Source organism: Thauera sp. ZXT1-4, assembly GCF_052598215.2.
On record NZ_JBQWSN020000001.1, the window covers coordinates 386,038 to 405,955 of the forward strand.

General features: G+C 63.1%; 20 protein-coding genes and 1 tRNA gene. 19 read left to right on the plus strand and 2 right to left on the minus strand.

Annotated elements, in window-relative coordinates; genetic code table 11:
• Nucleotides 1-121: 121 nt before the first annotated feature.
• The 3 genes from carA (at nt 122) to greA (ending at nt 5,053) form a co-directional block, all read left to right on the plus strand.
• Nucleotides 122-1,264: a glutamine-hydrolyzing carbamoyl-phosphate synthase small subunit gene (carA, locus tag ACUH78_RS01830; protein WP_418362837.1), complete on the plus strand. Its 1,143-nt coding sequence runs from the start codon at nt 122-124 to the stop codon at nt 1,262-1,264.
• An 85-nt stretch (nt 1,265-1,349) separates the two neighbouring features.
• Nucleotides 1,350-4,580: a carbamoyl-phosphate synthase large subunit gene (gene carB, locus ACUH78_RS01835; RefSeq protein ID WP_445332421.1), complete on the plus strand. Its 3,231-nt coding sequence runs from the start codon at nt 1,350-1,352 to the stop codon at nt 4,578-4,580.
• On the plus strand, nt 4,577-5,053 hold the full coding sequence (greA, locus tag ACUH78_RS01840; RefSeq protein WP_418362835.1) for a transcription elongation factor GreA: 477 nt from the start codon (nt 4,577-4,579) through the stop codon (nt 5,051-5,053). The genes carB and greA overlap by 4 nt, the downstream gene beginning before the upstream one ends.
• A gap of 90 nt (nt 5,054-5,143) precedes the next feature.
• Here the strand turns inward: greA and yhbY are convergent, their stop codons facing one another.
• The gene (yhbY, locus tag ACUH78_RS01845) at nt 5,144-5,605 is read right to left on the minus strand and encodes a ribosome assembly RNA-binding protein YhbY (protein ID WP_418362834.1); all 462 of its coding nucleotides are present in this window, start codon (nt 5,603-5,605) and stop codon (nt 5,144-5,146) included.
• 108 nt (nt 5,606-5,713) lie between these two features.
• On the opposite strand from yhbY, the gene ACUH78_RS01850 reads away from it, so the two are divergent.
• From ACUH78_RS01850 to pstB, 8 genes are all read left to right on the plus strand, one after another.
• Entirely contained in the window at nt 5,714-6,337 is a 624-nt protein-coding gene (locus tag ACUH78_RS01850) for an RlmE family RNA methyltransferase (protein ID WP_418362833.1), read from the plus strand.
• Nucleotides 6,338-6,459: 122 nt separating this feature from the next.
• Complete coding sequence (ftsH, locus tag ACUH78_RS01855; protein ID WP_418362832.1) at nt 6,460-8,352, plus strand: ATP-dependent zinc metalloprotease FtsH; 1,893 nt, start codon at nt 6,460-6,462, stop codon at nt 8,350-8,352.
• Between the two features lie 117 nt (nt 8,353-8,469).
• Nucleotides 8,470-9,300, plus strand: a complete 831-nt coding sequence (gene folP / locus ACUH78_RS01860) for a dihydropteroate synthase (RefSeq protein ID WP_445332420.1) — start codon at nt 8,470-8,472, stop codon at nt 9,298-9,300.
• A gap of 54 nt (nt 9,301-9,354) precedes the next feature.
• On the plus strand, nt 9,355-10,707 hold the full coding sequence (gene glmM, locus ACUH78_RS01865) for a phosphoglucosamine mutase (protein ID WP_418362830.1): 1,353 nt from the start codon (nt 9,355-9,357) through the stop codon (nt 10,705-10,707).
• A 158-nt stretch (nt 10,708-10,865) separates the two neighbouring features.
• Nucleotides 10,866-11,906 (plus strand): phosphate ABC transporter substrate-binding protein PstS, encoded by a 1,041-nt coding sequence (pstS, locus tag ACUH78_RS01870; protein WP_418362829.1) that lies wholly within the window; start codon nt 10,866-10,868, stop codon nt 11,904-11,906.
• 108 nt (nt 11,907-12,014) lie between these two features.
• Complete coding sequence (gene pstC, locus ACUH78_RS01875) at nt 12,015-12,977, plus strand: phosphate ABC transporter permease PstC (RefSeq protein ID WP_418362828.1); 963 nt, start codon at nt 12,015-12,017, stop codon at nt 12,975-12,977.
• A 12-nt stretch (nt 12,978-12,989) separates the two neighbouring features.
• Nucleotides 12,990-13,832 carry a phosphate ABC transporter permease PstA gene (gene pstA / locus ACUH78_RS01880; protein WP_418362827.1) on the plus strand — a complete coding sequence of 281 codons (843 nt, stop codon included), beginning with the start codon at nt 12,990-12,992 and terminating at the stop codon, nt 13,830-13,832.
• A gap of 59 nt (nt 13,833-13,891) precedes the next feature.
• A complete protein-coding gene (gene pstB, locus ACUH78_RS01885) occupies nt 13,892-14,656 on the plus strand; it encodes a phosphate ABC transporter ATP-binding protein PstB (protein WP_418362826.1) in 765 nt (254 codons plus the stop codon).
• Nucleotides 14,657-14,740: 84 nt separating this feature from the next.
• Here the strand turns inward: pstB and ACUH78_RS01890 are convergent, their stop codons facing one another.
• Nucleotides 14,741-14,977, minus strand: a complete 237-nt coding sequence (locus ACUH78_RS01890) for a DUF2789 domain-containing protein (protein ID WP_418362825.1) — start codon at nt 14,975-14,977, stop codon at nt 14,741-14,743.
• A gap of 300 nt (nt 14,978-15,277) precedes the next feature.
• Between ACUH78_RS01890 and tpiA the strand changes: the two genes are divergently transcribed.
• The 8 genes from tpiA to nuoE all read left to right on the plus strand — a co-directional run bounded on the left by tpiA (nt 15,278) and on the right by nuoE (nt 19,915).
• Nucleotides 15,278-16,015: a triose-phosphate isomerase gene (gene tpiA, locus ACUH78_RS01895; protein ID WP_418362824.1), complete on the plus strand. Its 738-nt coding sequence runs from the start codon at nt 15,278-15,280 to the stop codon at nt 16,013-16,015.
• Nucleotides 16,016-16,048: 33 nt separating this feature from the next.
• Nucleotides 16,049-16,399 carry a preprotein translocase subunit SecG gene (gene secG / locus ACUH78_RS01900; RefSeq protein ID WP_445332586.1) on the plus strand — a complete coding sequence of 117 codons (351 nt, stop codon included), beginning with the start codon at nt 16,049-16,051 and terminating at the stop codon, nt 16,397-16,399.
• Nucleotides 16,400-16,463: 64 nt separating this feature from the next.
• Nucleotides 16,464-16,548, plus strand: a tRNA-Leu gene (locus tag ACUH78_RS01905).
• Nucleotides 16,549-16,653: 105 nt separating this feature from the next.
• Nucleotides 16,654-17,028, plus strand: coding sequence for an NADH-quinone oxidoreductase subunit A (ndhC, locus tag ACUH78_RS01910; RefSeq protein ID WP_138861751.1), 375 nt, complete (start codon nt 16,654-16,656; stop codon nt 17,026-17,028).
• 3 nt (nt 17,029-17,031) lie between these two features.
• Nucleotides 17,032-17,508 carry a NuoB/complex I 20 kDa subunit family protein gene (locus ACUH78_RS01915; RefSeq protein WP_002926530.1) on the plus strand — a complete coding sequence of 159 codons (477 nt, stop codon included), beginning with the start codon at nt 17,032-17,034 and terminating at the stop codon, nt 17,506-17,508.
• Nucleotides 17,509-17,522: 14 nt separating this feature from the next.
• Nucleotides 17,523-18,128, plus strand: coding sequence for an NADH-quinone oxidoreductase subunit C (locus ACUH78_RS01920; RefSeq protein WP_445332419.1), 606 nt, complete (start codon nt 17,523-17,525; stop codon nt 18,126-18,128).
• Nucleotides 18,121-19,374 (plus strand): NADH-quinone oxidoreductase subunit D, encoded by a 1,254-nt coding sequence (locus tag ACUH78_RS01925; RefSeq protein ID WP_418362822.1) that lies wholly within the window; start codon nt 18,121-18,123, stop codon nt 19,372-19,374. Before ACUH78_RS01920 ends, ACUH78_RS01925 begins: the two co-directional genes overlap by 8 nt.
• A gap of 61 nt (nt 19,375-19,435) precedes the next feature.
• Nucleotides 19,436-19,915 carry an NADH-quinone oxidoreductase subunit NuoE gene (gene nuoE, locus ACUH78_RS01930; protein ID WP_418362821.1) on the plus strand — a complete coding sequence of 160 codons (480 nt, stop codon included), beginning with the start codon at nt 19,436-19,438 and terminating at the stop codon, nt 19,913-19,915.
• Nucleotides 19,916-19,918: the final 3 nt, after the last annotated feature.

Genomic DNA, 19,918 nt, shown 5'->3' on the forward strand with positions numbered 1-19,918 from the left:
AAATATACAATTCAAGGGTTTGTTAAGCGGGATCGGCCCGGAGGCCCGTCCCGCTTTTTGTACATATCGGGCGTGCAGGCTGCGCGCCCCTGAATCTTCCAGCTGAATCCAGGAGCTTTTCGTGAGTGCATTCCCGTCCGCCCTTCTTGCGCTTGCCGACGGAACGGTTTTCCACGGCAAGGGTATCGGCGCGGTTGGCAGCACGGTCGGCGAAGTGGTGTTCAACACCTCGATGACGGGCTATCAGGAAATCCTGACCGACCCGAGCTACTGCCGCCAGATCGTCACGCTGACCTATCCGCACATCGGCAACACCGGCGTCAATACCGAGGACGTCGAGTCGACCCGGGTGCAGGCAGCCGGCCTCGTGATCCGCGACCTGCCCATCCTCGCTTCCAATTTTCGCATGTCCGAGCGGCTCGACAGCTACCTCAGGGCGCAGAACGTCGTCGCGATCGCCGGGCTCGACACCCGCCGCCTGACGCGCGTGCTGCGCGAGAAGGGTGCGCAGGCGGGCTGTATCGTCACCGCCGCCGAGGGCGAAACCCTCAACGCTGATGCTGCCGTGGCCCAGGCCCGCAGTTTCCCGGGGCTGGCCGGCATGGACCTGGCCAAGGTGGTGAGTGCGAGCGAGCGTTATCCATGGGCCGAATCCGAGTGGGTGCTGGGCGAAGGCTACGGCAAGTGCGAGGATGGCCGTTTCCATGTCGTCGCCTATGACTTTGGTGTGAAGTACAACATCCTGCGCATGCTTGCCGAGCGTGGTTGCCGCCTGACGGTGGTGCCGGCGCAGACGCCTGCTGCCGAAGTGCTGGCGCTGCAGCCCGATGGGGTGTTCCTGTCCAACGGCCCCGGCGACCCTGAGCCCTGCGACTACGCCATCGAGGCGATCCGCGAACTGATCGCGGCGCGCGTGCCGACCTTCGGCATCTGCCTCGGCCACCAGTTGCTGGCGCTTGCCTCGGGTGCAAAGACCATGAAGATGAAGTTCGGCCACCACGGTGCGAACCATCCGGTCAAGGATCTCGACAGCGGTCAGGTGCTGATCACCAGCCAGAACCACGGCTTCGCGGTCGACCCCACCTCCATGCCGGCGAACCTTCGCGTGACCCACCAGTCACTGTTCGACGGCTCGAACCAGGGCATCGCCCGTACCGACGCCCCGGCCTTCTCGTTCCAGGGGCATCCCGAGGCGAGCCCCGGTCCGCATGATGTCGCGTACCTGTTCGATCGCTTCATCGGTCTGATGGAATCCGCCAAGTAATCCGGCAAACGGCGGGCCCAGGCCCGCCGCCCCCAGTTTTGGACGTGCGCGCCTTGCGCCGTCGACGAATCACCGAGGCAAGACAATGCCGAAACGTACAGACATAAAGAGCATCCTGATCATCGGGGCAGGCCCCATCATCATCGGCCAGGCCTGCGAATTCGACTACTCGGGTGCCCAGGCCTGCAAGGCCCTGCGGCAGGAAGGTTACAAGGTCATCCTGGTCAACTCGAACCCGGCGACCATCATGACCGATCCGGAGACGGCCGATGTCACCTACATCGAGCCGATTACCTGGCAGGTCGTCGAGCGCATCATCGAGAAGGAGCGCCCCGACGCGGTGCTGCCGACCATGGGCGGACAGACCGCGCTCAACTGCGCGCTCGACCTCGCCCGCCACGGCGTGCTTGCCAAGTATGGCGTGGAACTCATCGGCGCCTCGGAAGAGGCGATCGACAAGGCCGAGGATCGCCTCAAGTTCAAGGATGCGATGACCAAGATCGGTCTCGGTTCCGCGCGCTCGGGCATCGCCCACAGCATGGAAGAGGCGCTGCAGGTGCAGGGCGGCATCGGCTTCCCGGTGATCATCCGCCCGAGCTTCACGCTCGGTGGAACCGGCGGTGGCATCGCCTACAACATGGAAGAGTTCCAGGAGATCTGCAAGCGCGGCCTGGAAGCGAGCCCGACCAACGAACTGCTGATCGAGGAATCGCTGCTCGGCTGGAAGGAGTACGAGATGGAGGTCGTCCGCGACAAGGCGGACAACTGCATCATCGTGTGCTCAATCGAGAACCTCGATCCGATGGGCGTGCACACCGGAGACTCGATCACCGTCGCGCCGTCGCAGACGCTGACCGACAAGGAATACCAGATCATGCGGAACGCCTCGATCGCGGTGTTGCGCGAGATCGGGGTGGATACGGGGGGGTCGAACGTGCAGTTCGCGATCAACCCCAAGGACGGTCGCATGATCGTCATCGAGATGAACCCACGTGTGTCGCGCTCCTCTGCGCTGGCCTCCAAGGCCACCGGCTTCCCGATCGCCAAGGTCGCGGCCAAGCTCGCGGTCGGATACACGCTGGACGAGCTCAAGAACGAAATCACCGGCGGAGCCACCCCGGCCTCGTTCGAGCCCTCGATCGACTATGTCGTCACGAAAATCCCGCGCTTCGCGTTCGAGAAGTTCCCCCAGGCCAACGACCGCCTGACCACCCAGATGAAGTCGGTGGGCGAGGTCATGGCGATGGGTCGCAGCTTCCAGGAGTCGTTCCAGAAGGCACTGCGCGGGCTGGAGGTTGGCGTATATGGTCTGGATGAGGTGGAAGCCGACCGCGAGGACCTCGAGCACGAGCTCGCCAGTCCGGGCGCGCAGCGCATCTGGTACGTGGGCCAGGCCTTCCGTGAGGGCATGAGCCTCGAACAGGTCTTCAACCTCTCGAAGATCGACCCGTGGTTCCTCGCCCAGATCGAGGACATCGTGCTGTCCGAGAAGGCGCTCGCCGGTCGTTCGCTGAAGGCGCTGCAGGCGCCCGAACTGCGCGAGCTGAAGAAGAAGGGTTTCTCCGACCGCCGCCTGGCCAAGCTGCTCAATACCGACGAGACCGCCGTGCGCCTGCACCGCCACGCGTTGGGCGTGCGCCCGGTGTTCAAGCGCGTTGACACCTGCGCAGCCGAGTTTGCCACCTCGACCGCCTATCTCTACTCGTCCTATGAGGAAGAGTGCGAGGCGATGCCGACCGAGCGCAAGAAGATCATGGTGCTCGGCGGTGGTCCCAACCGCATCGGCCAGGGCATCGAGTTCGACTACTGCTGCGTGCACGCGGCACTCGCGCTGCGCGAGGACGGGTACGAGACCATCATGGTCAACTGCAACCCGGAAACCGTATCCACCGACTACGACACTTCGGATCGCCTGTACTTCGAGCCCATCACGCTCGAGGATCTGCTCGAAATCGTGCACATCGAGAAGCCGGTCGGCGTGATCGTGCAGTTCGGCGGCCAGACGCCGCTCAAGCGTGCCCAGGCGCTTGCGGACAACGGTGTGCCGATCATCGGCACCAGCCCGGACATGATCGACGCCGCTGAGGACCGCGAGCGCTTCCAGAAGCTACTGAACGACCTCGGCCTCAAGCAGCCGCCCAACCGCACCGCCCGCACGCCGGAAGAGGCGGTGCGACTGGCTGCCGAGATCGGCTACCCGCTGGTGGTGCGTCCATCCTATGTGCTCGGTGGGCGCGCGATGGAGATCGTGCACGAGCAGAAGGACCTCGAGCGCTACATGCGTGAGGCGGTCAAGGTGTCCAACGAGTCGCCGGTTCTGCTCGACCGCTTCCTCAACGACGCCACCGAGGTGGACGTTGACGCGCTGTCCGACGGCAAGCAGGTGATGATCGGCGGCATCATGGAGCATATCGAGCAGGCCGGCGTGCACTCGGGCGACTCCGCCTGCTCGCTGCCGCCCTACACGCTGACGCCGGCGCTGCAGGACGAACTGCGCCGTCAGACCGAAGCGATGGCGCGGGCGCTCAACGTCGTCGGCCTCATGAACGTGCAGTTCGCGATCCAGGGCGAGGGCGACAATGCAGTGGTCTATGTGCTTGAGGTGAACCCGCGTGCCTCGCGCACGGTGCCCTTTGTGTCGAAGGCCTGCTCGCTTCAGCTGGCCAAGATCGCCGCGCGCTGCATGGCCGGCCAGACGCTGGCCGAGCAGGGCGTGACGGGCGAGGTCGTGCCGCCGTACTACTCGGTCAAGGAAGCGGTGTTCCCGTTCGTGAAGTTCCCGGGCGTGGATACCATCCTCGGCCCCGAGATGAAGTCCACCGGCGAAGTCATGGGCGTAGGTCGCAGCTTCGCCGAGGCCTTCGTCAAGAGCCAGATGGGTGCCGGCGTGCGCCTGCCGACCTCGGGCACGGTGTTCATCAGTGTGCGTCCGGGTGACCGCCCTGTGGCGATCGAGGTCGCGCGCGAACTCCACGAACTTGGGTTCTCGCTGGTGGCGACCCGCGGTACGGCCTCGGTGATCGAAGGTGCCGGAATTCCGGTGAGCGTGGTCAACAAGGTCAATGAAGGGCGGCCGCACATCGTCGACATCATCAAGAACCAGGAAGTGGTGCTGGTGATCAACACGGTGGAGGAGAAGCGTCAGGCGATTGCGGACTCGCGCTCGATTCGTACCAGTGCGCTTGCCGCCAAGGTTTCCATCTTCACCACCATCGAAGGTGCGCGCGCCGCATGCATGGGCATGCGCCATCTGGCCAGCGGCCTCGAGGTCTACTCGGTGCAGGAACTGCACCAAGAACTGAAGCAGAAAGCATGAACAAAACCCCGCTCACCGTTGCTGGCGCCGAGAAATTGCGCGCCGAGCTGCATCGCCTCAAGACCGTGGAGCGCCCCAACGTGATCGCTGCGATCGCGGAGGCGCGCTCTCACGGCGACCTGTCGGAGAACGCTGAATACGAAGCCGCCAAGGACCGTCAGGGATTCATCGAAGGCCGGATCATGGAGGTCGAGGCCAAGCTTGCCACCGCCCAGATCATCGACCCGCAGTTGCTCGACGCCGATGGACGCTGTGTGTTCGGCGCGACGGTCGAACTCGAAGATCTCGACTCCGGGCAGGTCGTTACCTACCAGATCGTGGGTGACGACGAGGCCGATATCAAGGAGAACAAGATCTCCATCAGCTCACCGATCGCGCGCGCACTGATCGGCAAGTACGCGGGCGACGTCGCGGAGGTGCAGGCCCCCGGTGGTGTGCGCGAGTACGAGGTGATCGACGTCCGCTATATCTGACCGCAGCCGCGTGGCGGATACAGGCAACGAAAAAGGCGGTGCGCTGCACCGCCTCTTCTTTTTGCCGCTTGCCTGCGCAAGCCCGGCGGTTCAGCGTCCCCGCGAGCCGCTGCTTGTGCCCCGCGTGCGCGGTGTCGGGCTGCGGGCCGGTGAGCGGCGGGATTCGGCGCTGGCCTTGGCCAGTGCGGCGCGGCGCGCTGCGGCCGCGAACGCAGCGGCGGACTTGGCCGTCGCCGCGCGCGCCGGTTTCTTTTCGGGCGCGGCTGCGGGCTTGTCTTCCTCACGGCGCTGACGCCAAACGATGAGGATGTTGCCGATGTGCTGCACGGGCTCCGCATCCAGGGTCGCGCAGAGCTCCTGCATCAGCGCGTCACGCTGCTCGCGCTCGGTGCCCTGGACTTTCACCTTGATGAGCTCATGCGCTTGCAGCGAGCGCTCGATCTCGGCGAGGACGTTCGGTGCGAGGCCGTTGCCGGCAATCGTGACCACGGGGTTGAGGTGGTGGGCGCGGGCGCGCAGGTCGCGGCGCTGGGCCGGGGTGAGCTCGGTCATTGAGATTCTCTGGATACTGGATGCCTGGGAGGCGGATTCTACTCTGTGCGCGGGGGTGGGTGGTCCTTCATGGACGAGTGGGCCCAATATGGATAAGCGGATGAAGGCATGAAGAAGAACAAGACGAGTCGCGCCTGGGTGCACGACCATTTGAACGATCCGTGGGTGCAGCGAGCCCAGGCGGAGGGGTACCGCGCCCGCGCGGCCTACAAGCTGATCGAGATCGACGAGCGCGATCACCTGCTGCGCTCCGGCGCGGTAGTCGTCGACCTGGGGGCGGCGCCGGGCTCCTGGTGCCAGGTCGCGGTCAAGCGCTGTGGGCCGAAGGGAAAGGTGTTTGCTCTCGACCTGTTGCCGATGGAGGCCGTTGCCGGCGTGGATTTCCTGCTCGGGGATTTTTCCGAGGATGCGGTGCTCGAAGAGTTCGAGCGGCGACTGGAAGGCGCCCGTGTTGACCTCGTGATGTCCGACATGGCCCCCAACCTGAGCGGGGTGGCCACGGTCGATCAGGCCCGTTCGATCCACCTTTGCGAACTGGCGCTGGATTTCGCAGCGCGACACCTCAAGCCTGGCGGCCAGTTCGTGGTGAAGGTGTTCCAGGGCGAGGGTTTCATGGAGTTCCGGCGCCAGATGGAGGCGGTGTTCTCCAGCGTGCAGGTGCGCAAGCCCAAGGCGTCGCGCGACCGCAGCGCGGAGGTCTATCTGCTGGCGAAGGGCCTCAGACGGAGCTGAATCGCAACGGGTGTCCCCAATAGCGCCTGCCAATGCGGCTCATTGGTTTGCCCGGGGGAACATTCACCACTAGAATCGGTCAGTCGCGTACATGGCCAGAAAGGCTCTCGGGGAATAGAACCTTGAATAATCTCTTCAAAAATCTCGCGATCTGGATGGTCATCGGCGTGGTGCTGATGACCGTATTCAACCAGTTCAACACGCGTCAGACGCCTGCCGCCACCATGGAGTACTCCCAGTTCCTGGAGGAAGCCAAGGCGGGTCGAATCGCGCGCGCGACGATCGACGGGCGCGTGGTCAAGGCGACGACGCAGGAAGGTCGCACGATCACGGTGTTCACGCCTGGGGTGCAGGACATCTGGATGGTGTCCGATCTGATGCGCTATGGCGTCCAGATCACGGCTTCGAAGCCAGACGAGGAGCAGTCCTTCCTCGCGAGCGTCTTCGTGTCCTGGTTCCCGATGCTGCTGCTGATCGGCGTGTGGATTTTCTTCATGCGGCAGATGCAGGGCGGCGGCAAGGGCGGTGCGTTCTCCTTCGGCAAGAGCAAGGCACGCATGCTCGACGAGTCGGCCAATTCGATCACCTTCGCCGACGTGGCGGGGTGCGATGAGGCCAAGGAAGAGGTTTTTGAGCTGGTCGAGTTTCTGCGCGACCCGTCCAAGTTCCAGAAGCTCGGCGGACGCATCCCGAAAGGTGTGCTCATGGTGGGTTCGCCCGGTACCGGCAAGACGCTGCTTGCAAAAGCCATTGCGGGCGAAGCGAAGGTGCCGTTCTTCTCGATTTCCGGCTCCGATTTCGTCGAGATGTTCGTCGGCGTGGGTGCTGCGCGCGTGCGCGACATGTTCGAGCAGGCCAAGAAGCACGCGCCCTGCATCATCTTCATTGACGAGATCGATGCGGTCGGCCGCCAGCGCGGTGCTGGTTTGGGCGGCGGCAACGACGAGCGTGAGCAGACCCTGAACCAGTTGCTCGTCGAGATGGACGGCTTCGAGGGTCAGACAGGTGTTATCGTCATCGCAGCGACCAACCGCCCTGACGTGCTCGACCCCGCGCTGCTTCGCCCAGGGCGCTTCGATCGTCAGGTTGTCGTGTCGCTGCCCGACATCCGCGGTCGCGAACAGATCCTCAAGGTGCACATGCGCAAGGTGCCAATCGCGCCCGACGTCGACCCGCAGGTGCTGGCGCGTGGTACGCCGGGCTTTGCCGGCGCGGATCTCGCCAACCTGGTCAACGAGGCGGCGCTGTTCGCAGCGCGGGGCAACAAGCGCCTGGTCGATATGGACGATTTCGAGCGCGCCAAGGACAAGATCATGATGGGCGCAGAGCGCCGTTCGGTGGTCATGCCCGAGGAGGAGCGCCGCAATACTGCCTATCACGAGTCGGGCCATGCGGTGGTTGCACGCCTGCTCGACAAGACCGATCCGGTGCATAAGGTCACGATCATCCCGCGCGGTCGCGCGCTGGGGGTGACCATGCAGCTGCCGACGGAAGATCGCTACAGTCAGGACCGCGAGCGGCTGCTGCAGACCATCGCCGTGCTCTTCGGCGGCCGTATCGCCGAAGAGATCTTCATGAAGCAGATGACCACCGGAGCGTCCAACGACTTCGCGCGCGCCACCGATCTCGCTCGACGCATGGTCACGCAGTGGGGGATGTCGGACAACCTCGGCCCCATGGTGTACGGTGAAGAAGAAGGCGAGATCTTCCTCGGGCGTCAGGTGACGACCCATCGCAACGTGTCCGAGGCGACCATGCAGAAGGTGGACGGGGAAATCCGTCGCATCATCGACCAGCAATACGGTCTGGCCCGACGGCTCATCGAGGAGAACAGCGACAAGGTCGAGGCGATGACCAAGGCGCTGCTCGAGTGGGAAACCATCGACGCCGATCAGGTAAACGACATCATGGATGGTCGCCCGCCGCGCCCGCCCAAGCCGGTGCCGGTACCGCCAGCGCGCCCGAAGGACGATGCACCGGGCGCGGCACCTAACGCCGCTGCTCCGGCGGCCTGATTAACTTCGTTCCACACTGGGACATCCCGATCCGAGGGCCGGTTTTACCGGCCCTCTCCCTTTCAAGCCCCCCGAGGCCATGCCGCCCCAGGCTTGCGCCCGCCCGGAGTTCACCCCTTGAGCATGCTGCACTGTGGCCGTTTCCGCCTCGATCTGGCGGAACCGAAGATCATGGCGATCATCAACCTCACCGACGATTCCTTCTCCGGGGATGGTCTTCGTGCGGACACCCGCGCCGCGCTCGTGCGTGCGGAGCAGGCTCTGGAGGAGGGCGCGGACGTGCTCGACATCGGCGCGGAGTCATCGCGCCCGGGTTCAGACCCGGTACCCGAGGCGCAGGAGCGCGAGCGCATCGTGGCTTTCCTTCAGGCCGCGCAGGCATGGCGGGTTCCGCTCTCGGTTGACACCCTGAAGCCCGCGGTGATGTGCGCGGCGCTGGACGCCGGGGCGGACATGATCAACGACATCAATGGTTTCCGTGCGCCCGGTGCGGTGGAGGCTGTGGCAGGGGGCGAGGCCGGTCTGTGCCTGATGCACATGCAGGGGGAGCCCCGCACCATGCAGCAGGACCCGCGCTACGAGGACGTGGTGGGCGAGGTCGCGGGGTTTTTCGCCGAGCGTGTGGCCGTCCTCGTGGCGGCGGGTGTCGGACGCGAGCGGCTCGTGCTCGACCCCGGCTTCGGTTTCGGCAAGAACACCTCGCACAACTACACCCTGCTCCGCGATCTAGGCCGCCTTGCTGTGGGTGGCCTTCCCTTGCTTGCGGGGTTGTCGAGAAAGTCAATGCTCGGGGCCGTCACTGGACGACCGGTGGAGGATCGCTTTGCCGCGAGCGTTGCCGGCGCGCTGATCGCGGTGCAGAACGGTGCGGGCATCGTGCGCGTGCACGACGTTGCGGCGACCCGCGACGCTTTGCGTGTATGGAAAGCGACGCAGAATCCGTGCTGAAGCCGCTCTTCCAGAGTGTCATAATTCAGCTATTTTGACGTCTTCGGAGCGAGGATGGGACGCAAGTATTTCGGTACCGATGGGGTTCGTGGCAAGGTGGGCGAGGCACCGATCACACCCGAGTTCGTGATGAAGCTCGGCTATGCTGCGGGTGTGACCCTGGTGGCGCGGGAGCAACTGCCCCCGGGAGAGCACCCTGCAGTCCTGATCGGCAAGGACACCCGCATCTCGGGCTATATGCTCGAAGCGGCCCTCGAGGCCGGTTTTGCGGCAGCCGGGGTCGATGTCATGCTCGCAGGGCCGATTCCCACGCCGGCGGTGGCGTACCTGACGCGCGCACTGCGCCTGCAGGCGGGTGTGGTCATTTCGGCGTCGCACAATCCGTTCTACGACAACGGAATCAAGTTCTTCTCCGCCAGCGGCAGCAAGCTGCCCGACGCGATCGAAGCCGAAATCGAGGCGAGGATCGAAGAACCCATCGGCTGCGCCGAGTCGGCCAGGCTGGGCAAGGCGCGTCGCATTGCGGACGCGGCGGGACGCTACATCGAGTTCTGCAAGAGCACGTTCCCGAACGAGCTAGACCTGCGCGGCATGCGCATCGTGGTCGATTGCGCGCATGGCGCGGCGTATCACATCGCCCCGAAGGTCTTCCATGAACTGGGCGCCGAGGTGGTCGCCGTGGGGGCGGAGCCGAACGGCTTGAACATCAATGACGGCGTTGGTGCGACCCGTCCCGAAAATCTGCGCAAGGCCGTGCTTGCGCAGGGTGCCGATCTGGGGATCGCGCTCGATGGTGACGCCGACCGGATCGTCATGGTGGATCAGACTGGCGAGATTTACGATGGCGACAAGCTGCTCTATGTCGTGGCACGGTCGCGGCACGCCGAGGGGCGGCTCGATGGGGTCGTCGGCACCCTGATGAGCAATCTGGGTTTCGAGCATGCGATCAAGCGCTTGGGTACACCCTTCGCTCGCGCGAAGGTGGGCGACCGCTACGTGCTCGAGATGCTTCAGGCGCGTGGCTGGAAGCTGGGGGGCGAGAATTCGGGTCACATTATCTGCCTGGACCAGCACACCACCGGTGATGGCATCGTATCTGCACTGCAGGTGCTCGCCGCGCTCAAGCAGCGCGGCGTGTCCCTCGCCGAGGCTTGCGCCGACCTCGTCTTCTATCCGCAGCGGCTGATCAATGTGCGTATGCCGAGCGGTTTTGACTGGGGTGCTGACGATGGCATCGCGAGCGCGAGGCGCCGCGCAGAGGCAATGCTGGGCGAGCGCGGGCGGGTGCTGCTCCGCCCGTCGGGCACCGAGCCCTTGCTGCGTGTGATGGTGGAAGGTCAGGACGGCATGCTAGTCGAGCAACTCGCACGCGAGATCGCAGACGCCGTGGAGCAGGCCTTCGGTTGATGGCCGGAGTAGAGGCGCAGTGTATCCAGCGCTGCGCCCAGTCGGATCGCGAGCAGGCATTTGCTCCTGGCCTCCGTTCTGTTTCGATGACATGAAACGTCGCTGTAACAATGCATTGCTACCTTACGGGCTCAGTCTTCCAACCCGAGGTAGTGACCATGCGTTTTTCCACCAAGTTTGCACTCGCCGCGTTCTCCACCGCATTCATCGGCCTCAACGCCCACGCTGCGGACATCACCGGCGCAGGTGCGTCCTTCCCGGCGCCGATCTACGCCAAGTGGGCGGATGCATACCAGAAGGCGACCGGCAACCGTGTGAATTACCAGTCGATCGGCTCCGGCGGCGGCATTCGTCAGATCGGTGCCAAGACGGTCGACTTCGGTGCCTCGGACATGCCGCTCAAGCCTGAGAAGCTCGATGAAGGCGGTCTGCAGCAGTTTCCGACCGTGATCGGTGCGGTGGTGCCCGTGGTCAATATCGAAGGCGTCGAGCCTGGTGAGATGAAGCTCACCGGCGAGGTTCTGGCTCAGATCTACCAGGGCAAGATCACGAAGTGGAACGATCCGGCCATCGTCGCGCTGAACCCGGACGTAGGCCTCACCGACCAGGATATCGGCGTCGTGCGCCGTGCAGACGGTTCTGGCACCACCTTCGTGTTCACCAACTACCTTTCGAAGGTCTCGGCCGAGTGGAAGGAAAAGATTGGTGAAGGCACCGCAGTGCAGTGGCCGGTGGGTCTGGGTGGCAAGGGTAACGAGGGGGTTTCGGCCTTCGTGCAGCGTCTGCCTGGCTCGATCGGCTACGTCGAGTACGCTTATGCCAAGCAGAACAAGCTGTCGCACACCAACATGCAGAACAAGGACGGTCAGTTCGTCGCGCCGAGCAACGAAACCTTCGCTGCGGCCGCCGAGGGTGCGGATTGGTCCAAGTCTGCGTTCTACGAGATCCTGACCAATCAGCCGGGTGCAAAGTCGTGGCCGATCACCAGTGCCACCTTCATCCTGATGCATAAGGTGCAGGACAAGCCCGCGCAGGCAGCCGAAGTGCTGAAGTTCTTCGACTGGGCGTACGAGAATGGCGGTGATATGGCGCTCGAGCTTGAGTACATCCCGATGCCGAAGGCAACGGTAGATCTCATCCGTGCCTCGTGGGGTGGAATGAAGGGCGCGGATGGCGCGGCTGTGTATCAGGCCAAGTAATCCGGGTCCGCACGCGTGGCTCAACCCAGTGCTCAGCCAAAGGCCCATGGGGCCTTTGGCGGTGATCTTTACGCGGGTGGCGGTGATGCCGCCCGCTCTGGTAATCAAATGCGAACGACCGAGTTCAAGTCTCCGGCGTCGAGCAAGCTCGCCGACAAGGTGTTCGGCGGCATGGCGAAGTCCTTCGCCTGGCTGACCCTGATCCTGCTTGCGGGCATCATCATCGCCCTCGTCTTTGCCTCCTGGCCGAGCATCCAGGCCTTTGGCATCGGCTTTCTGTTCTCCGACGCGTGGAATCCGCCGATGGAAGAGTTCGGGGCGCTGATCCCGATCTACGGCACCATTGTGACGTCGGTGATCGCGTTGCTGATCGCCGTGCCGGTCAGCTTCGGCATTGCGCTCTTTCTGACCGAACTCGCGCCCGTATGGCTGCGTCGCCCGCTCGGCACGGCGATCGAACTGCTCGCCGCCATCCCATCGATCGTCTATGGCATGTGGGGTCTGCTCGTGTTCGCCCCCATCTTCGCCAAGTACATTCAGCCCGCGCTGCAGTCCTCGCTCGGCCAGTTGCCATTGATTGGCGATCTGTTCGCCGGACCGCCTTTGGGTATCGGTCTGCTCTCTGCCGGCATCATCCTCGCAATCATGATCATTCCGTACATTGCCTCGGTGATGCGGGACGTGTTCGAAGTGACGCCGCCGATGCTCAAGGAGTCGGCCTACGGCGTGGGCTGCACGACCTGGGAGGTGATGTGGGGCGTAGTGCTTCCTTACACCAAGACCGGCGTGATCGGTGGCGTGATGCTCGGCCTTGGGCGTGCGTTGGGCGAGACGATGGCGGTGACCTTCGTTATCGGTAACACGAACTTCCTCAACTCGGCCTCGCTGTTTGCGCCGGGCAACAGCATCACCTCGGCACTGGCGAACGAGTTCGCCGAGGCCGACCCGGGCTTGCATACCGCAGCGCTGATGGAGCTGGGCCTGATCCTGTTCTTCATCACCCTGGTAGTGCTCGTCGTGTCCAAACTGCTGCTGCTCAAGCTCGCCAAGGGCGAGGGTGCGAAGACCTGAGCGAGAACGAACATGAACCTGCTTGCAAGACGCAAATTCACCAACCGGCTCGCATTGACGCTGTCCCTTTCGGCGATGGCGTTCGGCCTCTTCTGGCTGGCCTGGATCCTGTGGACGGTGTTCGAACTGGGTCTTTCCGGGCTGTCGGTGAGCCTCTTCACCGAGATGACGCCGCCGCCGGGGGCGGAAACGGGTGGCCTGCTCAATGCGATCGTCGGTAGTCTGGTGCTGGTCGTGCTCGCGACTCTGCTCGGGACCCCGATCGGCATCCTGGCCGGGGTGTATCTCGCCGAGTACGGGCGCTACCACTGGCTGGGGGCGACCACGCGTTTCATCAACGACCTGCTGCTGTCGGCACCCTCGATCGTGATTGGCCTCTTCGTCTATGCCGTGGTCGTGGCGCAGACGGGCAAGTTCTCGGCGTGGTCAGGCGTGATTGCGCTCGCCCTGATCGTGCTGCCCGTGGTCGTGCGGACGACCGAGAACATGCTCCAGCTTATCCCCAACACGCTGCGTGAAGCCGCCTTCGCGCTCGGCGCACCCAAGAGCGTGGTGATCTCCAAGGTCACGCTGCGAGCGGCACGAGCAGGGGTGCTGACGGGAGTGCTGCTTGCCGTTGCACGTATCGCGGGCGAGACCGCGCCCTTGCTCTTCACGGCGCTGTCCAACCAGTTCTGGACGCTCGACCTGAACGAACCGATGGCCAACCTGCCGGTGACCATCTTCAAGTTCGCCATGAGCCCCTTCACCAACTGGCAGGAGCTGGCCTGGGCAGGCGTGTTCCTGATCACCATGGGCGTGCTGGTACTCAACATCATCGCGCGCGTCTTCCTGCGCGCCGAGAAGATCAACTAAGGCATTGGCCGCATGCAATCCGCGCCCGCCGCGACGGCGGGCCGGGATTGGAGAAGAGAATGGAAATCACCGACGCGCAGATCGAGTTCAAGGACTTCAACTTCTACTACGGCAAGTTTCACGCGCTGAAGAACATCAATTTCAAGATGGCGCGGCACAAGTGCACAGCGTTCATCGGTCCCTCGGGCTGCGGCAAATCGACGCTGCTGCGCACGATCAACCGCATGTACGACCTCTATCCCGAGCAGCGCGCCGAAGGGCAGTTACTGTTCGATGGCCGCAACCTGCTGGCCTCGGAGATCGACGTGAGTGTGCTGCGCGCCAAGATCGGCATGGTGTTCCAGAAACCGACGCCATTCCCGATGTCCATCTATGACAACATCTCGTTCGGAGTGAAGCTGCACGAGAAGCTGTCGAGCAAGGATATGGACCAGCGCGTTGAATGGGCGCTGCGCAAGGCCGCCCTGTGGGATGAGGTCAAGGACAAGCTCAACCAGAGCGGGATGAGTCTCTCCGGCGGTCAGCAGCAGCGTCTTTGCATTGCGCGCGGCATTGCAGTCAAGCCTGAGGTGATCCTGCTCGACGAGCCGACCTCGGCGCTGGACCCCATCTCGACAGCCCGAATCGAGGAGCTGATCGACGAGCTGAAGGAAGAATTCACCATTGTCATCGTGACCCACAACATGCAGCAGGCGGCGCGGATTTCCGATTACACCGCCTACATGTACTTGGGCGAGATGGTCGAGTTTGGCGTGACCGACGAGCTGTTCGTGAAACCGAAGAAAAAGGAAACCGAGGACTACATCACCGGGCGCTTCGGCTGACCGGGTGAGCGCACGCCCCGCGGGCCGGCCACGCGGCCGGCGGGCGTGGATGGGAGGGCAGCCCTATCCGCGCCCGCAGCGGTTTCAGCCCCCGCGCAGTGCCACGCTGAGTTGATCGACGAGCTCTGCCCAGTCAGCGTCATTCGCCAGTTGTTCGCGCAGGAAGGCAGCTTGGGCCGTGGTCCAGAACGGTGCATCGCAGAGCTTGACGGCTTCGGCGAGTGGCGAGTGCGTGCGGATGAAGGCCTCGATTGAGGCCGCATCGTTCGGCAGGCCGAGCTGTGCGAACAGGTCGCTGAATACGTGAATCGGCTTTTCCATGGGCTGCTCCTTCGGGTGTGCGAGATCGGAAGAGAGATTGCGGAGTGTCACGGGCCGGGGCTTGCGTCCTCCACGGATGCTCGAGCGTACTTTTTCCAGTATGGTTCGCGTCGTGCGCCGAGGCAAACCGGGCGGTCGGTGTTGGTCCTCGCGTGCTTCGTGGCTGGGCAGGCACTTTGATGCGCCGATGCGGCTGGCTCGCGGGGTCGGTTGGCCTCTGTTCGCGCGGCCTGCATTTGCAGCATCGGCGCCGGCAGCCCTATAATCTTGCGGTTTATCCCCGATCGCATGATTCGACAAATGACCAGGCTCGTCGCCGGCAACTGGAAAATGAACGGCAGCCTCGCTGCCAACCGCGAGCTTCTGGGCTCGCTGTCAGCCGTATCGGGCGTCGAGATGGTCATCTGCGCGCCTTTCCCCTATCTGGCGCAACTGCAGAAGCGCCCCGAGGGTCTGGCGCTCGGCGCGCAGGATGTGAGCGAGTTCGAGGAGGGTGCCTATACCGGCGAGGTCAGCGCGGCGATGCTCGCCGAGTTCGGCTGCAGCTACGTCATCGTAGGTCACTCGGAGCGCCGTGCGCTGTTCGGTGAGGGCGACGCGCTCGTCGGGCGCAAGGCCGTTGCAGTGCTTGCGCACGGCATGGTTCCCGTGGTGTGCGTTGGCGAGACGCTGGCCGAGCGCGAGGCGGGTGAAGTGATGTCGGTCATTGGCCGGCAACTCGGCGCGGTGTTCGGTGTGCTTGGGCGGGCTTCGATGCGAAAGGTGGTCGTGGCCTATGAACCCGTGTGGGCGATCGGCGCGGGGCGCTCGGCGAGCGTCGAGCAGGTCGCCGCGGTGCATGGCGACATCCGCGCCTGGCTCGAGGCGAACGGTATCGCCCGGGACGAGGTCCGCATCCTTTACGGTGGTAGCCTCAAGCCCGAGAATGCCGCTGCGCTGTTCGCGGTGCCAAATGTAGATGGCGGGTTGATCGGCGGAGCGTCGCTGATCGGGGAGGATTTCATGGCCATCTGTCGCGCTGCGGCAGATGCGGTTTGATTGTTCAACGTTGGGTTTAATTCAGGGTTTGAGATGGGTGATTATTTTTTTTCTCTCGTGCTGACGGTTCATGTGCTCGTCGGCATTGGTGTCATCGGCTTGGTGCTCGTGCAGCACGGCAAGGGGGCTGACATGGGGGCTGCGTTCGGCGGCGGTGCATCGGGTAGTCTTTTCGGCGCATCGGGTTCGGCGAACTTCCTCAGCCGGACGACCGCCGTGCTTGCGACGGTCTTTTTCCTGACGAGTCTGGGTCTCAGTTTCCTCGCCAGCAACAAGCCTGCTGCGCCCTCGAGCGTGATGGAAGGTGCTCAGGTCGCGCCGGCCGTGGAGTCGCAGCCTGTGGCCCCGGTGGACACTTCGCCGGCCCAGTCGATCCCGAAATAATTGCTCGCCTGGCTTTGCTCAGTCAGGGAAAACTCGTATAATTATCAGGCTTTCAACGTGAAGCGCCGACGTGGTGAAATTGGTAGACACGCTATCTTGAGGGGGTAGTGGCGAAAGCCGTATGAGTTCGAGTCTCATCGTCGGCACCATATTCCGGAAGCGCCCGCAACTGCGGGCGTTTCCATGCAGAACAGCAAAAACAATAATGACGGCGCGCCAATGATGCCGTTCAACGCAAACGGGGGTTTCTGGACATGCTGGAAAACTATTTTCCTGTCCTGATGTTCATGCTCGTCGGTCTTGGCTTTGGCCTTGCGCCCGTCATTCTTGGGCGACTGATTGCCCCCTATCGTCCCGATTCAGAAAAAAACTCTCCCTACGAGTGCGGCTTCGAGGCGTTTGAAGATGCCCGAATGAAGTTCGACGTTCGCTATTACCTGATCGCAATTCTTTTCATCCTGTTCGATCTTGAAATCGCCTTTCTCTTCCCGTGGGCGACGGTCTTCCAGGAGTTTATTGCCGCCGGTGAAATTGCCTGGTTCGTGTTTGGATCGGTCATGGTCTTTCTGGCGATTCTGGTAATTGGCTATATCGTCGAGTGGAAGAATGGCGCACTCGACTGGGAGTAATGCATGAGCATTGAGGGCGTATTTCGCGAGGGGTTTGTCACTACCTCGCTGGATGCGGTCATCAACTGGACGCGCACGGGTTCGCTCTGGCCGATGACTTTCGGTCTGGCCTGCTGCGCGGTCGAGATGATCCATGCGGGCTGTTCCCGCTATGACCTGGACCGCTTCGGGGTGGTTTTCCGCCCGAGTCCGCGTCAATCCGATCTGATGATCGTCGCTGGTACCCTGTGCAACAAGATGGCGCCCGCGCTGCGCAAGGTCTACGACCAGATGTCGGAGCCGCGCTGGGTGATCTCCATGGGGTCCTGTGCCAACGGTGGCGGCTACTACCACTACTCCTATTCGGTCGTGCGTGGTTGCGACCGGATCGTGCCGGTTGACGTCTATGTGCCGGGCTGTCCGCCCACGGCCGAGGCGCTGATCTACGGCATTCTCCAGCTCCAGAACAAGATCAAGCGCACGAACACGATCGCGCGCTGAGGGGTGTCCCAGACATGAGTGCCAAGCTTGAACGCCTGAGCCAGTCCCTGCGCGAAGTCTTCGGCGACCACATCCGGTCGCTGGTGCTCGATCGGGGTGAGCTCACCATCGAGGTGCCTGCCTCGGAATACCTGCGCATCTGCCGTCGGTTGCGCGACCATGCCGAGTTGCATTTCGAGCAGCTGATCGACATTTCGGGTGTCGATTATTCCACTTATGGTAACGCGCCATGGGCGGGAAAACGCTTCGCATCGGTGGCGCATCTCACCTCGGTGAAGCACAACCAGCGCCTGCGCGTCCGCGTGTTCGCGGAAGAAGATGCCTTCCCGGTGGTGGATTCGGTGGCAGAGGTCTGGCCAAGCGCCAACTGGTACGAGCGCGAGTCCTTTGATCTGTACGGGATCCTGTATTCCGGCCATCCGGACCTGCGCCGGATCCTGACCGACTACGGTTTCGTCGGCCACCCATTCCGCAAGGACTTCCCGGTGTCGGGTCATGTCGAAATGCGCTACGACCCGGAGCAGGGTAGGGTCGTCTATCAGCCGGTCACCATCGAGCCGCGCGAGAACACACCGCGCATCGTGCGCGAAGAGAATTACGGGGACGTCGGCCATGGCTGAAATCCGCAACTACACGATCAACTTCGGTCCGCAGCACCCTTCGGCACACGGCGTGCTACGTCTCGTGCTAGAGCTGGATGGCGAGGTGGTCGAACGCGCTGATCCGCATATCGGCCTGCTGCATCGCGGCACGGAAAAGCTTGCCGAGACCCGTACCTGGGTGCAGTCCGTGCCCTACATGGATCGTCTCGACTACGTGTCGATGATGTGCAACGAGCACGCCTACTGCATGGCGATCGAGAAGCTGCTCGGCATCGAGGTTCCGTTGCGCGGTCAGTACATCCGGGTGATGTTTGACGAAATCACCCGCATCCTGAACCACCTGCTCAACATCGGCACGCATGCGCTCGACATCGGCGCCATGACGATGGTGCTGTATACCTTCCGCGAACGCGAAGACCTCATGGACGCCTATGAGGCCGTCTCGGGCGCGCGGATGCACGCGGCCTACTACCGGCCCGGTGGCGTCTATCGTGATCTGCCGGACCGCATGCCGAAGTACGAGGCCAATCGTTTCAAGAACGAGAAGGCGGTGCGCGAGCTCAATGCTGCGCGCGAAGGCTCGATGCTGGATTTCCTCGAGGACTTCACGAACCGCTTCCCGACCTATTGCGACGAGTACGAGACGCTTCTCACCGAAAACCGGATCTGGAAGCAGCGCACCGTCGGCATTGGTGTCGTTTCGCCCGAGCAGGCGCTGGCATGGGGATTCACCGGTCCGATGTTGCGTGGTTCCGGAGTCGCATGGGATCTGCGCAAGAAACAGCCTTACGAGGTTTACGACCGGCTGGATTTCGACATCCCCGTTGGCAAGAACGGCGACTGCTACGACCGTTACCTGTGCCGCATGGAAGAGATGCGCCAGTCGAACCGCATCATTCGCCAGTGTATCGACTGGTTGCGCAAGAACCCTGGTCCGGTCATCACCGACAACCACAAGATTGCGCCGCCTTCGCGCGAGGCGATGAAGTCGAACATGGAAGAGCTGATTCATCACTTCAAGCTCTTCTCCGAGGGCATCCATGTGCCGAAGGGCGAAGTCTATGCTGCAGTCGAGCACCCGAAGGGCGAGTTCGGGGTGTATGCGGTTTCGGATGGTGCGAACAAGCCGTATCGCCTGAAACTGCGTGCCCCAGGGTTTGCGCACCTCGCCGCGATGGACGAACTCGCGCGTGGCCACATGATTGCCGACGTTGTGGCGATCATCGGCACGATGGACGTGGTGTTCGGCGAGATCGACCGCTGATCCCCCCGCGAACGCACCACACGAATACGAATCGGCAGGCTATCCGGAAGATCAAGACGACATGCTGAGCCAGGAATCGCTGCAACAGATCGATCGAGAGATCGCGAAATATCCGCCAGATCAGAAGCAGTCCGCGGTCATGGCCGCGCTGCGGATCGCGCAGGTCGAAAAGGGCTGGTTGCCGAAGGAGCTCATCGAGTTCGTCGCCCAGTACATCGGCATGCCGGCGATCGCAGCCTACGAGGTCGCGAGCTTCTACAACATGTACGACCTGGAGCCGGTGGGGCGTCACAAGATCACGGTGTGCACAAACCTGCCCTGTGCGCTGTCCGGCGGCGTGCATGCCGCCGACTACCTGAAGCAGAAGCTCGGCATCGATTTCAACGAGACCACGCCCGATGGCCAGTTCACGCTGAAGGAAGGTGAATGCATGGGTGCGTGCGGCGATGCCCCGGTGCTGCTGGTGAACAACCATCACATGTGCAGCTGGATGACCACCGAGAAGATCGACCAGATCCTGGCCGACCTGGACAAGAAATGAGCA

Excerpts from the sequence above, each read along its gene's own strand:
- pstS (WP_418362829.1), top strand. The coding sequence starts at position 10,866 with ATGCGTTTTTCCACCAAGTTTGCACTCGCCGCGTTCTCCACCGCATTC.
- pstA (WP_418362827.1), top strand. The coding sequence starts at position 12,990 with ATGAACCTGCTTGCAAGACGCAAATTCACCAACCGGCTCGCATTGACG.
- nuoE (WP_418362821.1), top strand. The coding sequence starts at position 19,436 with ATGCTGAGCCAGGAATCGCTGCAACAGATCGATCGAGAGATCGCGAAA.
- glmM (WP_418362830.1), top strand. The coding sequence starts at position 9,355 with ATGGGACGCAAGTATTTCGGTACCGATGGGGTTCGTGGCAAGGTGGGC.
- ndhC (WP_138861751.1), top strand. The coding sequence starts at position 16,654 with ATGCTGGAAAACTATTTTCCTGTCCTGATGTTCATGCTCGTCGGTCTT.
- tpiA (WP_418362824.1), top strand. The coding sequence starts at position 15,278 with ATGACCAGGCTCGTCGCCGGCAACTGGAAAATGAACGGCAGCCTCGCT.
- pstC (WP_418362828.1), top strand. The coding sequence starts at position 12,015 with ATGCGAACGACCGAGTTCAAGTCTCCGGCGTCGAGCAAGCTCGCCGAC.
- carB (WP_445332421.1), top strand. The coding sequence starts at position 1,350 with ATGCCGAAACGTACAGACATAAAGAGCATCCTGATCATCGGGGCAGGC.
- secG (WP_445332586.1), top strand. The coding sequence starts at position 16,049 with ATGGGTGATTATTTTTTTTCTCTCGTGCTGACGGTTCATGTGCTCGTC.
- yhbY (WP_418362834.1), bottom strand. The coding sequence starts at position 5,605 with ATGACCGAGCTCACCCCGGCCCAGCGCCGCGACCTGCGCGCCCGCGCC.
- ACUH78_RS01890 (WP_418362825.1), bottom strand. The coding sequence starts at position 14,977 with ATGGAAAAGCCGATTCACGTATTCAGCGACCTGTTCGCACAGCTCGGC.
- greA (WP_418362835.1), top strand. The coding sequence starts at position 4,577 with ATGAACAAAACCCCGCTCACCGTTGCTGGCGCCGAGAAATTGCGCGCC.
- ACUH78_RS01850 (WP_418362833.1), top strand. The coding sequence starts at position 5,714 with ATGAAGAAGAACAAGACGAGTCGCGCCTGGGTGCACGACCATTTGAAC.
- ACUH78_RS01915 (WP_002926530.1), top strand. The coding sequence starts at position 17,032 with ATGAGCATTGAGGGCGTATTTCGCGAGGGGTTTGTCACTACCTCGCTG.
- ACUH78_RS01925 (WP_418362822.1), top strand. The coding sequence starts at position 18,121 with ATGGCTGAAATCCGCAACTACACGATCAACTTCGGTCCGCAGCACCCT.
- ACUH78_RS01920 (WP_445332419.1), top strand. The coding sequence starts at position 17,523 with ATGAGTGCCAAGCTTGAACGCCTGAGCCAGTCCCTGCGCGAAGTCTTC.
- pstB (WP_418362826.1), top strand. The coding sequence starts at position 13,892 with ATGGAAATCACCGACGCGCAGATCGAGTTCAAGGACTTCAACTTCTAC.